General features: G+C 45.7%; 16 protein-coding genes. 14 read left to right on the forward strand and 2 right to left on the reverse strand.

What is annotated here, in order from left to right:
• Positions 1 to 231: 231 nt before the first annotated feature.
• The 6 genes from ACOV1R_RS11560 (at position 232) to trxA (ending at position 4,514) form a co-directional block, all read left to right on the forward strand.
• Positions 232 to 501 carry an IreB family regulatory phosphoprotein gene (locus ACOV1R_RS11560; RefSeq protein ID WP_003641523.1) on the forward strand — a complete coding sequence of 90 codons (270 nt, stop codon included), beginning with the start codon at positions 232 to 234 and terminating at the stop codon, positions 499 to 501.
• Positions 498 to 932 (forward strand): Holliday junction resolvase RuvX, encoded by a 435-nt coding sequence (gene ruvX, locus ACOV1R_RS11565; protein ID WP_003641524.1) that lies wholly within the window; start codon positions 498 to 500, stop codon positions 930 to 932. Before ACOV1R_RS11560 ends, ruvX begins: the two co-directional genes overlap by 4 nt.
• Before the next feature lie 12 nt (positions 933 to 944).
• Positions 945 to 1,241: a DUF1292 domain-containing protein gene (locus ACOV1R_RS11570; protein ID WP_003641525.1), complete on the forward strand. Its 297-nt coding sequence runs from the start codon at positions 945 to 947 to the stop codon at positions 1,239 to 1,241.
• A gap of 131 nt (positions 1,242 to 1,372) precedes the next feature.
• On the forward strand, positions 1,373 to 1,624 hold the full coding sequence (locus ACOV1R_RS11575; protein ID WP_003645448.1) for a cell division protein ZapA: 252 nt from the start codon (positions 1,373 to 1,375) through the stop codon (positions 1,622 to 1,624).
• Positions 1,625 to 1,683: 59 nt separating this feature from the next.
• Positions 1,684 to 4,047, forward strand: coding sequence for an endonuclease MutS2 (locus ACOV1R_RS11580; RefSeq protein ID WP_016511478.1), 2,364 nt, complete (start codon positions 1,684 to 1,686; stop codon positions 4,045 to 4,047).
• 155 nt (positions 4,048 to 4,202) lie between these two features.
• Positions 4,203 to 4,514: a thioredoxin gene (trxA, locus tag ACOV1R_RS11585; RefSeq protein WP_003641528.1), complete on the forward strand. Its 312-nt coding sequence runs from the start codon at positions 4,203 to 4,205 to the stop codon at positions 4,512 to 4,514.
• 167 nt (positions 4,515 to 4,681) lie between these two features.
• Here trxA and ACOV1R_RS11590 read toward each other — a convergent pair whose 3' ends face one another.
• Complete coding sequence (locus ACOV1R_RS11590) at positions 4,682 to 5,203, reverse strand: YslB family protein (RefSeq protein WP_033099034.1); 522 nt, start codon at positions 5,201 to 5,203, stop codon at positions 4,682 to 4,684.
• A gap of 199 nt (positions 5,204 to 5,402) precedes the next feature.
• Here ACOV1R_RS11590 and racE point away from each other — a divergent pair, with 199 nt between their 5' ends.
• From racE to ACOV1R_RS11620, 6 genes are all read left to right on the forward strand, one after another.
• Entirely contained in the window at positions 5,403 to 6,224 is an 822-nt protein-coding gene (gene racE / locus ACOV1R_RS11595) for a glutamate racemase (RefSeq protein WP_003645446.1), read from the forward strand.
• The gene (locus ACOV1R_RS11600) at positions 6,217 to 6,825 is read left to right on the forward strand and encodes an XTP/dITP diphosphatase (protein WP_003641531.1); all 609 of its coding nucleotides are present in this window, start codon (positions 6,217 to 6,219) and stop codon (positions 6,823 to 6,825) included. The genes racE and ACOV1R_RS11600 overlap by 8 nt, the downstream gene beginning before the upstream one ends.
• Positions 6,822 to 7,340: a metallophosphoesterase gene (locus ACOV1R_RS11605; protein ID WP_003645445.1), complete on the forward strand. Its 519-nt coding sequence runs from the start codon at positions 6,822 to 6,824 to the stop codon at positions 7,338 to 7,340. Before ACOV1R_RS11600 ends, ACOV1R_RS11605 begins: the two co-directional genes overlap by 4 nt.
• 87 nt (positions 7,341 to 7,427) lie before the next feature.
• On the forward strand, positions 7,428 to 7,919 hold the full coding sequence (gene cbpB / locus ACOV1R_RS11610) for a cyclic-di-AMP-binding protein CbpB (protein ID WP_003641533.1): 492 nt from the start codon (positions 7,428 to 7,430) through the stop codon (positions 7,917 to 7,919).
• Positions 7,920 to 7,937: 18 nt separating this feature from the next.
• Positions 7,938 to 8,648 (forward strand): 2,3,4,5-tetrahydropyridine-2,6-dicarboxylate N-acetyltransferase, encoded by a 711-nt coding sequence (gene dapD, locus ACOV1R_RS11615; protein ID WP_003641534.1) that lies wholly within the window; start codon positions 7,938 to 7,940, stop codon positions 8,646 to 8,648.
• A gap of 17 nt (positions 8,649 to 8,665) precedes the next feature.
• Complete coding sequence (locus tag ACOV1R_RS11620) at positions 8,666 to 9,820, forward strand: N-acetyldiaminopimelate deacetylase (RefSeq protein WP_011101699.1); 1,155 nt, start codon at positions 8,666 to 8,668, stop codon at positions 9,818 to 9,820.
• Between the two features lie 267 nt (positions 9,821 to 10,087).
• Here the strand turns inward: ACOV1R_RS11620 and ACOV1R_RS11625 are convergent, their stop codons facing one another.
• A complete protein-coding gene (locus ACOV1R_RS11625; RefSeq protein WP_027822802.1) occupies positions 10,088 to 10,981 on the reverse strand; it encodes a mechanosensitive ion channel family protein in 894 nt (297 codons plus the stop codon).
• Positions 10,982 to 11,169: 188 nt separating this feature from the next.
• On the opposite strand from ACOV1R_RS11625, the gene ACOV1R_RS11630 reads away from it, so the two are divergent.
• Positions 11,170 to 11,586 (forward strand): DUF948 domain-containing protein, encoded by a 417-nt coding sequence (locus tag ACOV1R_RS11630; protein ID WP_003641537.1) that lies wholly within the window; start codon positions 11,170 to 11,172, stop codon positions 11,584 to 11,586.
• A gap of 2 nt (positions 11,587 to 11,588) precedes the next feature.
• Positions 11,589 to 12,101 carry a YtxH domain-containing protein gene (locus ACOV1R_RS11635; protein ID WP_003641538.1) on the forward strand — a complete coding sequence of 171 codons (513 nt, stop codon included), beginning with the start codon at positions 11,589 to 11,591 and terminating at the stop codon, positions 12,099 to 12,101.
• Positions 12,102 to 12,113: the final 12 nt, after the last annotated feature.

Here is a 12,113-nt window from a genome sequence, read left to right on the forward strand (position 1 = left end):
AAGATTGGGTTACAAAGGGTGTGCCTGTTTTGAATTTCAACTATTCGAACATTCGAAACAGGGGTATGTCAGTATATGAAAAAACAGTGTAAATCGGGATGGATTTGCAGAAAACGTCTGCATTCTCCGGGTTATTATTACGAATGTGTTACATCAAAGTGGATTGATTGTACTTCATATGGGCATTTAGTAAAATAGATTAGAAGCGGAAACTAGCGGGAGGTGCTTGATATGAGTTCATTAGACAAAACAATGTACTTTGACTTCGATAATGACAGCGTTAAGGATGTCCACGACACGTTAACGACAGTTTATGAAGCGTTACAAGAAAAGGGCTACAATCCGATTAATCAAATCGTGGGTTACTTACTATCCGGTGATCCGGCGTATATCCCGCGCTTAAAGGATGCTCGGAACTTAATTCGGAAGCATCAGCGCGATGAGATTATCGAGGAACTTGTCAAGTCTTACTTAAAGGCAGATAAGGATGTTGATGCATGAAGTTGATGGGGTTAGATGTAGGTTCCAGAACTGTTGGCGTTGCCATTAGTGATGCTTTTGGATGGACGGCGCAGGGCGTTGAAATTATTCGAATCAATGAGGATGCTGAGGAATTCGGAATCGACCGGGTTGCTGAACTCGTTGAAGAATTGGATGCTGGGGGCTTTGTCCTAGGGCTACCAAAGAATATGAATAATACCTTGGGACCACGGGCTGAGGCGGCGCAACATTACGGCGAGTTACTGACAGCCCGGTTTCATTTGCCGGTAGACTTTGAAGATGAACGTCTGACGACCGTTGAAGCTGAACGGATGTTGGTTGAAGAAGCTAACACCTCACGTAAGAAACGCAAAAAGGTGATCGACAAGCTAGCTGCAAGTTTAATCTTGCAAAACTACTTGGATCGCCACGGCAAACTCACACAAGAATAGCGAGGAACTAACATGAGCCAAAACCAAGATCGTAAAGACAATGATGTGATCACATTAGTTGATGACGAAGGTAACGAAACCTTATTTAATATTTTGTTCACGTTTGATTCAGAAGATTTCGGTCACTCCTATATTTTATTATATCCAGCTGATGCTGCGGCCGATGATGAAGTTGATATTCAAGCCTACATCTTTAATCCTGAAGATGGCGACAATGGCGAATTACAACTGATCGAGTCGGACGACGAATGGGATATGGTTGAGCAAGTTTTGAATACCTTCTTAGCCGATGACGGTGGCATGCAATAGTCGAAAGTAGATTAAGCTCGTGGGCGCATGTCCGCGGGCTTTTTTAGAAATTATGAGACGGTTCTAACTGTCGCATAATTGTGATAACCATGCTAGAATATTAATTGTTATTGAAAGGAAGCGGGATGTTGATGACTGCTAACAAGCGCCGCTTTAAAGCGGAAATTGATGGTCGTACTTACACGATCATTGGCACGGCATCTGACCGTCACATGCAAACGGTGACGCGGATGATGAATGAGCAAGTGGCACAATTAAAAAAATTAGCCCCCGATTTGTCTGATACGGAGATTGCGACGTTGCTCGCATTCAATGCGATTTCAGATCAGGTTGACAAACAAGCTGAATTATTGAAAATGCAAACGGATGATGCCGACAAGTAATTGCATTGTCCGTTTTTTTGCGGCTTTTCGTAATTCATTGGAACTTCGGAGGGATATCAGTGAATTCCAAAGTATTGAATACGTTAGAGTACCAACAAGTAAAACAACAATTAGCACCATACTTAGTCTCGGCAACGGGCCAACAAGCACTCAATGAACTACACCCAATGACCAGCGTTGCGGATATTCAACGGGCCTTAGATGAAACCAACGATGGGGCAGAAGTGTATCGTTTAAAGGGTGGCATTCCGGTCGCTCGTTTAGCGGATATAAAACCGCATATGAAACGGTTAGCTATCGGTGCGACCCTGAATGGGAGTGAACTCGGGCAAGTTGGGCGGGTGTTACGGACAACGCGCGCAATCACGCGCTTTTTTGCCGAGTTGCTAGAAGATGCCCCTGAGAATGATATTCGACACCTGTTTGATGAAGTTGCAGAATTAGTTACTTTACCAGATGTGACGAAGCGCCTCGCTACTGCCATTGAAGGTGACGGTCATATCACGGATGAGGCGTCACCAGAACTGAGCCGGATTCGGAGCAATATCCGTCGTACTGAAACGGAGATTCGTAACCAAATGGGTCATTATACCCGTGGCCATGATGCCAAGTATTTAAGCGACCCAATCATCACGATTAGAAACGACCGTTACGTTATCCCGGTCAAGGCCGAGAATCGTAGTCGGTTTGGTGGCATCGTGCATGATCAATCAGCGAGTGGGCAGACGCTCTTTATCGAACCCCAGGCTGTCATGGCGATGAATGACCGGTTACGGCAAAATCAAGTTGCGGAAAAGCAAGAAGAACAGCGTATCTTGGAGGCACTCTCCAACTTGATTGCGCCTTACCAGGACGAAATCATTAATAATGCGGCGATTCTTGGACATTTCGACTTTATCAATGCCAAGGCGCGTTATGCGCATGATATGAAGGCGACTGAACCGGCCGTTTCACCCAAAAATGAAGTCTATCTACGGCAAGCACGCCACCCCCTGATTGATCCTCGCAAAGTCGTTGCCAATGATATTAGTTTAGGTACTGATTATCAGGCGATGGTCATTACGGGGCCTAACACTGGTGGGAAGACGATTACGTTGAAGACGCTGGGATTACTACAATTGATGGCCCAGTCAGGATTATTTATTCCTGTTGAAGCCGGAAGTCGCGTTGGCGTTTATAATGAGATCTTTGCGGATATTGGTGATGAACAGTCGATCGAACAGAATTTAAGTACGTTCTCATCCCATATGGAAAATATTGAAAGTTTCTTAGCGCAGATCGACGCTCACAGTTTAGTACTCGTTGATGAATTGGGTGCCGGGACTGATCCGCAAGAAGGTGCGGCACTGGCAATCGCAATTCTGGATGCCATTGGGGCCAAGGGAACCCAAGTCGTTGCGACGACTCACTACCCAGAACTTAAGGCGTATGGGTTTAACCGACCTGATACGATCAATGCTAGTATGGAGTTTGACGAAGAAACACTCAAGCCGACATACCGGCTATTGGTCGGGATTCCTGGTCGAAGTAATGCGCTCGATATCGCACAGCGGTTGGGCATCCCGCAAGCGATTGTTGATCAAGCTCGGTCGTTGACGGATACGGATAGTCAAGACCTCAACGCAATGATTGCGGATTTGGTGACGAAGCGCAAACAGGTTGAAGATGAACAACTGCATCTGAAAACCCAAGTGGCAGATTCTGAAAAATTGCACCGGCAGTTGAAGAGCGAATTCAATGCGTATCAACAGCGTAAAGATCAGTTGATCGAAGATGCCAAAGTGCAGGCGAACACCATTGTTGAGCAAAGTAAGACTAAGGCCGATGCTATCATTAGTGATTTGCGTAAGAAACAATTAGCGAGTGGTACGGCGACTGTCAAAGAAAACGAGTTGATTGATGCGAAGGGCGCGTTGAATGCATTGGAGCAACAGCCTAAGCTCAAGAAAAACCGTGTATTACGGCGTGCCAAAGCCCAACATGATTTTCATGAAGGTGATGACGTGCTGGTCAAATCGTATGGTCAACGTGGTGTGTTGATGCGTCAGATGGGTAAACACGAGTGGGAAGTCCAACTCGGCATCTTGAAGATGAAGATTAGTGACGTTGACTTGGAACGCGTTAAGCCAGAAGAGCCAAAACGCGCGCGTGCTACTGTTCAGAGTGCCCACGCGAGTCACGTTTCGCCGAACTTGGACCTGCGGGGTGTGCGTTATGAAGACGCGATGACTCAAGTTGATCGCTATATTGATGCTGCGTTGTTGGCCGGGTATCCTTCCGTCACAATCGTACACGGGAAGGGAACTGGTGCTCTACGAGAAGGCATTACCAACTATCTCAAGTCTAATCGGCAAGTCAAGTCGTTTCACTTTGCTGCGCCAAATCATGGCGGCAATGGTGCGACTGAGGTGCAGTTCAAATAACCAGTGACGAGTGCCAGGTGCAGATCAGTGATGACGCGAATTCATGGCTGTGCACGATATCGGCGCTTTGATTGCAGGCAAATTGTTTGTGTTCCACCCGGTTACTGGTATACTTACTATTAGTAACAGATAAAGCTTAAAGGAGGCCGATTATAATGGTCGCAGCAACTACTGATAAAACTTTTACAACGGATACGGCTTCAGGAGTAACGTTAACTGACTTCTGGGCGACATGGTGTGGTCCTTGCCGGATGCAGTCACCAGTGGTCGAACAATTAGCTGACGAGATGGGTGACAAGGTGACGTTCAATAAGATGGATGTCGACGCCAACCCTGAAACGGCCAGCAACTTTGGTATCATGAGCATTCCAACCTTATTAGTTAAGAAGGATGGCGAAGTGGTTGATACCTTAGTTGGCTACCATTCCAAGGAACAGATCCAACAAACTTTAGCTCAATATCTATAATAAGCTGGGCCATTATTTCATTAATGGTTCGCTAGCGAACGCGCCTTCTTAAGTGAACGGCGCGTTTTTTTGCGCTCTTTTTTAAGACCGGGGACAACCGTTAATAATGACTATATAAGGAAAACTATTTAACGTTGCAAAAAAGGGCGACCACGTGGCCGTCCTTTTTACTGTGCTTCTTCAGGTTGTTCGTCATCAAGTTCAACTTGAGGCCGCACGATTTCGATTGGTGTTGCGGGATCGTGATTGACGATTGGTTGATTGTGATCAATCGTAACTGAGATGCGCAGTCGCATGCGATTTTGGAACGTAATTTTAGCTTCACTCACACAGTTGGTGCGGAGCGCTGACTGCTCAGCTAGAAAGCCAGTTTCAAGCATAAAGTCTGGTGATTTGATCGTGGCGCTACGCCGAGCGACCGGCTCACCAGTCAATTCATACGTGATTAGATCATCCGTCGTTGTAATCACGACAAGGTGACCCCAGCCGGTTTGCTCGAAAAAGGTAACAAGATCATCATCACTAGCGACAGGAAACTGGCGTGCCAAGTCTTTACCCGCCCAGTAAAGGATGCCACTACTGTCATCACCCAATAACTTTGGTATTAAGGCATCTCGCAAGATTTCCACACTGAGGATGGAAGCTTTGATCGAGTTGCCCGCAAATTGAGAATAAAAGTCGTTCGTCATGATAATTCCTTTCCATGCAAAAAATCGTGGTACTCTAGCCACTGTATAATCATTATTATACCCCGTTTCCACTAATGTGTCGGTTTTTTTCAATTTATCAACGGAAACTTTACAATTTCGTCGCAATTGGTCTGGCTTGAAATCAATTTCAAAAAAGACCATAATAAAGTTTCAGAATTCAGTGAACGGAGATTTTAAAATGGCAAATGAACATGCAATTGGCTTCATGGATTCGGGGGTTGGCGGGTTGACTGTCGTCAAGCAAGCTTTGAAACAACTCCCGCGCGAAACAGTTTATTTTATTGGTGATCAGGCACGTTTGCCATACGGTCCGCGACCAGCTGAACAAGTGCGAACTTTTTCTTTTCAGATGGCGGATTTCTTAATAGCAAAGCAGATCAAAATGCTCGTGATAGCTTGTAATACTGCGACCGCAGCGGCATTGCCGGCGTTGCGGCAGCAGTTGTCAATTCCCGTTATTGGGGTGATTGCGCCTGGTTCGCGGGCTGCGTTAAAAGCTTCTCATCGTAATCGAATCGGTGTGATTGCGACTGAGGGGACGATTCGTAGTAATGCTTATCGAGATGCTATCTTAACCAAAGATCCTACTGCGACGGTCGTTTCGCAGGCGTGCCCAAAGTTTGTGCCGTTGGTTGAATCGAATGAGTATCAATCAACGGTTGCCAAGCGGGTGGTTGCGGAAACGTTGAAACAACTAAAAAAACAAGACGTTGATACGCTTGTTTTGGGCTGCACACACTATCCATTATTGCGGCCACTTATTCAAAATGTGATGGGGCCTGGGGTGACCTTGATTGATTCTGGTGCCGAAACGGTGAACGATGTCTCGGCGGTACTCGATTACTTGGATATTGCTAACGATCGTTCTACTAAGCGTTATCCGGATGAGTACTACACGACGGGGGCGGCTGATCAATTCGAAGCAATCGCGCGGAACTGGTTGGGCCAACCGGACTTTCACGCACAACATATTGATTTAGGGAGTGAAGCGAATGACTAAACCACAAACATTGATCATTGCGACTAACAATGCCAATAAGGCGCGCGAGTTTAGCGCGATGTTGGCACCGTATGATATTACTATCAAAACGTTGGCTGATTTTCCAAATATTCCTGAAATTAAGGAGAACGGTATCACGTTTGAAGAAAATGCCACTAAAAAGGCGACGGTTGTGGTCGAAGCAACCGGATTACCGGCAATTGCGGATGATTCCGGCTTGATGGTCAAGGCGTTGCACGGCGATCCGGGAGTGTTCTCGGCACGGTATGCTGGTGATCATGATGATGCTGCGAATAATGCCAAGTTGTTAGCCAACCTTGGTGGCGTTCCTGAAGCGGAGCGGACCGCGACTTTTCATACGACCCTGGTTGCCCTTAAACCCAGTGGTGAGAAACTTGTCGTTAACGGTGAGTTAGCCGGCCGTATTCTGATTGCCCCCCGTGGTGACAATGGGTTTGGTTATGATCCGTTATTTTGGTCAAGTAAGTTTCAAAAATCCTTGGCGGAATTGACGCCAGCACAAAAAAATCAAATCAGTCATCGGGGTGCAGCCTTGCGACAACTGATGACTAAATTCGATGAATGGTGGGCGAAAGCATGAAATGTTTAGTAGTGAGTGATAGCCATGGCGATCGTGACGTGTTAGTTCGATTGCTTGATAAGTACCGCGGTCAGGTCGACGCCTTTTTTCACTGTGGTGATTCTGAATTACCGCATGATGACGCGGTTTTTCAAGAGATGTTCACGGTTCAAGGAAATATGGATTTCGATGCCGTGATTCCAAATGAAGTGAATCCAACTATTGATGAGGTGACAGTCTACATGACGCACGGTCACTTAGTCGGTGTGAACATGGGATTGGACCATCTATTAGCTAATGCTGAGGTGCACAATGCGAAGCTGGCTTTCTTTGGTCACACGCATCAACTGGGTGTTGAACGACGAGGCGGCGTGGTCGTGCTTAATCCTGGTAGTATTACTTATCCGCGTGGTGAATTTGCACGTATCGGTGGCACCTACGCCATCGTGACAACGTCAGCCGCAGGTATCGACGTCCAATATTATGATCGGCAACTACAAGCGGTGCCAGAACTAAAATTTCATTTTGCTGATTAAAATGTGGTAAAAAAACTGATTTTTAGGGCTGTGCAAAGTGCTTTTGCGGTTAAAATAAAGGGATGGGCTTAGTGAAGGAGGCGCTGTATGTTAATTCAACCAGTTGAGGACTTATTGTCACGTAACGCCGACCATTATTTGATTCCGGCGGACGTGGTTGCCAACGTTCAAACTGATAATAATTTGTATCACGCGTTTTTAGTACTAACGAAGGTCAAGTATTCCAAAATTCCAGTACTTGATCATGGTGGTCACTTTGAAGGTTTAGTATCGTTGCCACTGATTACTGAACAAATGTTAGGTTTTGATCAACTGAATACTGAAATATTACTGCAAAAACGTGTCTGTGACGTAATGGAGACACAAGTTAAGACGGTTCATGATGTGGATGACGTTGAAGAGACGTTACACTTGATGATTGATAATCCGTTTGTTCCAGTCGTTGATGAACAGCAAATTTTTCAAGGAATTGTCACTCGTCGTGAATTCATGAAGAGTTTTAACTTTCTGACCCATGAAATCGGCAAACAATATGATATGATTGAGAAGGATTTTTCCACTAGTGAAAAAGCTAAATAAGTTTTTGGAGGGTCTCCGATGGCAAAATTAGATGCACAATCAATTATTAACTACATTGGCAGTGCGAAAAAGAAAACACCCGTAAAAGTATACGTGAAGGGTGCTTTAGACCAATTAAACGTTCCAGCAGGCATCAAAACTTTCTTCAGTGGCAACGCTGGGGTATTATTCGGTGACTGGGCGGATGTTGAACCGTTCTTAAAGGCTAACGCTGCAAATATCGAAGATTATGAATTAGAAAATGACGCGCGCAATTCAGCCGTACCAATGGCAGATTTGAAGCAATACAATGCGCGGATCGAACCCGGTGCGATTATTCGTGACCAAGTATTGATTGGTGATAATGCCGTTATCATGATGGGTGCGGTGATCAACATTGGTGCCGAAATCGGTGAAGGCTCGATGATTGACATGGGTGCCATTCTTGGTGGTCGCGCAATTGTTGGTAAGAACTGTCATATTGGCGCTGGTACTGTGTTAGCTGGCGTGGTAGAGCCACCTTCGGCTAAACCAGTTCAAATCGATGACGACGTGCTGATCGGTGCCAATGCGGCCGTACTTGAAGGCGTGCATGTTGGTAAGGGTGCCGTTGTGGCTGCGGGTGCGATCGTCATTGAAGACGTCGCTCCTAACACCGTAGTCGGTGGGGTTCCTGCTCGTAAGTTGAAAGATATTGATGATAAGACTAAGAGCAAGACTGAATTAATGGCAGAATTACGGAATCTTTAATGGTGGAGGGATAAACAATGGTCTTACGGGAAACCGATCTAATTCCAATTTATCAACACTTACACCAAATTCCGGAAATCGGCTTACAAGAACATGAAACACAGGCTTATTTATTGTCGATTATTGGTAAGATGCCTCAAGAGTGGCTGACAATCAAAACCATTCCTACTTTGGATACGGCGATTTTAGTGAAAGTCAGTGGTTTAAAGCATGATTATCGAATCGGTTATCGAACTGACATCGATGCGTTACCAGTTACTGAAAATACGGGCTTACCATTTGCATCGACCCATCCAGGTGTCATGCACGCGTGTGGCCATGATATTCATATGTCAGTCGCGCTAGGAATCCTAAGCTACTTTGCAGAGAACCGACCTGCGACCGACATGGTTTTCATGTTCCAGCCGGCTGAGGAAAATGCCTCGGGTGGGCAACGCTTGTACGAAAGTGGTGCGCTAGATGGTGATTGGATGCCAGATGAGATTTTTGCATTCCATGACAATCCTAATTTACCAACTGGAGCGATCGGTTGCCGGATGGGCACGTTATTTGCGGGAACTTGTGAGATCCACGCACACTTAAGTGGTAAAAGTGGACACGCGGCTTACCCACATCAAGCAAACGACATGGTCGTCGCTGGTGCGGCGTTAGTCTCCCAGCTGCAGACGATTGTAGCGCGCAACGTGGACCCGATTCAAAGTGGTGTGGTGACATTAGGTCACTTTACTGCTGGCACGATTGGCAATGTGATTGCCGGTGAGGCCCAGATTGACGGGACGATCCGAGCGTTGACGCAGGAGATGAACATGCATATTCAGCGGCGGGTTCGGACGATTACTGAGGGGATTGCGCTCGCCTATGACTGCAATATCGATTTGAAGCTCAATCAAGGTGGTTATTATCCCGTTGAGAACAATGACGCAATCACTGCTGATTTTATCAAGTACATGCAGGAGGATGATGATGTCAACTTTATTGAAACGGAACCAGCAATGACTGGGGAAGACTTTGGTTATTTGATTCATCAGATTCCAGGGACAATGTTCTGGTTAGGGGTCGACAGTCCATATTCGTTGCACTCGGAAAACATGGTGCCGCACACGGCTGCCATTATGAGTGGGGTCAATGCGATGACCAGCTTTTTGACTCATCGGAATGCGTTACACAAATAAATTACAAAACGTACTGCGCTAACACGTGTCAGTACGTTTTTGAGTTTCAAGAATGCCGAGCGTTGTTGCAATTAATGGTTGGTTGTGACCGCACAATAGTTTTCGCCTGGTCACGTTAGGTTGCGAATGGGAATAACTAAAACTATTCCTGACAATAACAACGTGCGTCATGGTTCCCACCTGAAGAAATTTGTCAGATGAAAGATCAAGCCCGCACCGTGGCGCTCATTTCTGAGCAACCGCTGTGCGGGCTTGTGTTGGTTGAGCTTACTTGTGCATTGGGGCGATATTTAAACGTGGCGAGGGGAGTTGAATTCCCGCTGCTCGGGCCGCGTTCAAGTAGGCGGCCAAAAAGTCGCGCTGAATTGCGAACTGCATGCCATTTTTGACGTAAAATTGTACTCGGAAGACCAACGTCCCATCGGCTTGTGTCGTGACGCCTTGAATGTCGGGCTCACCGATGATATCAGGATACTGAGGCACGAGGTCGGCATTAGTTTCGCGGACCACGTTAGTCAGATCTTGAACGGGAGTCGTTGTGAGAATGTAGAGGTCAATCAGCACGCGCATATCGTTACGCGACTGGTTGCTAATGATTAAAATCTTGCGATTGGGAATAAAGTTCAACGTGCCATCGGGACTCGTAACTTGAGTTGTCCGTAAACCGATTGCGGAGACGGTCCCCTCAATGGTTTCGATTTTGACGTAATCCCCAACATCAATCTGATCTTCAAGTAGAATGAAGAACCCGGTGACAATGTCACTGACGAAGCCTTGGGCGCCTAAACCTAACGCCACACTGAAAATCCCAGCACTAGCAATCAACGTCCCCACGGGAACACCTAACACTGAAAGTACCGCATAGATGCCAAAAAACATGATGACGTAATGGTAGATATTTAATGATAATGTAAAAATCGTTGAAATCCGATTATTGGCAGTATCACTGGTATTAGCATTCGTTAAAAATAAGTGGTGGATCAGGCGTTTTCCTAGCCGATCAATCACCCAAAATAGTAAAATAAATAAAATGATTTCGAGTAGCTTGCCGCCAATATTAATAATAATTTGTTGCCAGTCAATTTTCTTAGCCAACTTCATCCACACCGAAACTTGTTTAGTCGGTGTGTCAACCGCTGCTAGGTTAATTGAATTAAACATATCTTCACCCTCGTTATTGTTGTCTGTTCACTAGTTTATCAGATTTGACGCGGGCAACCAAGCCGTGATCAAGTTATTGCGACCAAATGTGACTGGGTGAATGTTGTAAGCACTTTTTTAATTGCGGTATACTAAAGACAATGCTATGCTAGTTTTAATATCATGGCTGTTGAAGGAGGAATTTTAGGATGATTACACACATTGCGGGCATCATTGCCGCCATTGCGTTCTTATTATTAGTATGCTTTATCGGGATTTTTTTAATGCGGATTACTAAAACGATGGGGGAAGTCAACCGTAGTTTAAATAATATTACGGATGATGTTGACGCCTTGTCACATGAGACTGAAAAAATCATGGCAAATGCCAATGAACTCTTAAAGGATGTTAACGGCAAAGTTGCAACAATTGATCCAGCGTTTCAAGCGATGGGCGACTTAGGTCAGAGCGTCTCTGACTTAAATGCTGCGACTCGAGACTTAACAGCCAAGATTGGCAAGAACAATGAGAAGCGGAGCAAGTTCTCCAGCGCAAGCAAGGTCGGCAAAGCCGCTTTTGATGTCTATCGTAATCGACGTTCAAAAAATAATAGTGAGGAGTCTTAATTATGTCGAAAAAGGGATTCTTATTAGGTGTTGTTTTAGGTGGTGCAGCGATTGCTACCGCCGTTATGAAGATGGATGATGATAAAAAGGCTGAATTGAAAGCTAAAGCACAGCAAGGAATTGCCGATTTTAAGGATCGGGCAATCGACTATGCGTTCTATGCCAACGATGCTGCTGAAGACTTCAAGGCTGAAGCTGGGCAACAATTTGAAGATACAAAGCGAAAAGTGGCCGATTTTGCTGACCAGTATCAAGCCGCTAAGCAGGAAACGGGTGAAAGCTTTGGCTCAAGTCTTGACCAAGCTACGGATAGTTTACGGTCTGAATTAGCTAAGGTCGAAGATGATGAAGGTGATGATGAAGATATCGTCATTGATGGTGGAGCTGCTTATCAAAAAGCTGGCGAGGACGAGAAGACTTCAGCGCCCGTACCAGAATCAGCACCTGCTAAGGACGCAACACCTGCGAAGTCTGATGATGAATCGACAACGGATGAATCGTCACCAGCCAAGTAAGCTGACAGCGAT

Source organism: Lactiplantibacillus sp. YT640, assembly GCF_049745435.1.
GTDB lineage: Bacteria > Bacillota > Bacilli > Lactobacillales > Lactobacillaceae > Lactiplantibacillus > Lactiplantibacillus plantarum.

Excerpts from the sequence above, each read along its gene's own strand:
- ACOV1R_RS11620 (WP_011101699.1), top strand. The coding sequence starts at position 8,666 with ATGGTCTTACGGGAAACCGATCTAATTCCAATTTATCAACACTTACAC.
- dapD (WP_003641534.1), top strand. The coding sequence starts at position 7,938 with ATGGCAAAATTAGATGCACAATCAATTATTAACTACATTGGCAGTGCG.
- ACOV1R_RS11600 (WP_003641531.1), top strand. The coding sequence starts at position 6,217 with ATGACTAAACCACAAACATTGATCATTGCGACTAACAATGCCAATAAG.
- racE (WP_003645446.1), top strand. The coding sequence starts at position 5,403 with ATGGCAAATGAACATGCAATTGGCTTCATGGATTCGGGGGTTGGCGGG.
- ACOV1R_RS11630 (WP_003641537.1), top strand. The coding sequence starts at position 11,170 with ATGATTACACACATTGCGGGCATCATTGCCGCCATTGCGTTCTTATTA.
- trxA (WP_003641528.1), top strand. The coding sequence starts at position 4,203 with ATGGTCGCAGCAACTACTGATAAAACTTTTACAACGGATACGGCTTCA.
- ACOV1R_RS11635 (WP_003641538.1), top strand. The coding sequence starts at position 11,589 with ATGTCGAAAAAGGGATTCTTATTAGGTGTTGTTTTAGGTGGTGCAGCG.
- cbpB (WP_003641533.1), top strand. The coding sequence starts at position 7,428 with ATGTTAATTCAACCAGTTGAGGACTTATTGTCACGTAACGCCGACCAT.
- ACOV1R_RS11625 (WP_027822802.1), bottom strand. The coding sequence starts at position 10,981 with ATGTTTAATTCAATTAACCTAGCAGCGGTTGACACACCGACTAAACAA.
- ACOV1R_RS11605 (WP_003645445.1), top strand. The coding sequence starts at position 6,822 with ATGAAATGTTTAGTAGTGAGTGATAGCCATGGCGATCGTGACGTGTTA.
- ruvX (WP_003641524.1), top strand. The coding sequence starts at position 498 with ATGAAGTTGATGGGGTTAGATGTAGGTTCCAGAACTGTTGGCGTTGCC.
- ACOV1R_RS11560 (WP_003641523.1), top strand. The coding sequence starts at position 232 with ATGAGTTCATTAGACAAAACAATGTACTTTGACTTCGATAATGACAGC.
- ACOV1R_RS11590 (WP_033099034.1), bottom strand. The coding sequence starts at position 5,203 with ATGACGAACGACTTTTATTCTCAATTTGCGGGCAACTCGATCAAAGCT.
- ACOV1R_RS11575 (WP_003645448.1), top strand. The coding sequence starts at position 1,373 with ATGACTGCTAACAAGCGCCGCTTTAAAGCGGAAATTGATGGTCGTACT.
- ACOV1R_RS11570 (WP_003641525.1), top strand. The coding sequence starts at position 945 with ATGAGCCAAAACCAAGATCGTAAAGACAATGATGTGATCACATTAGTT.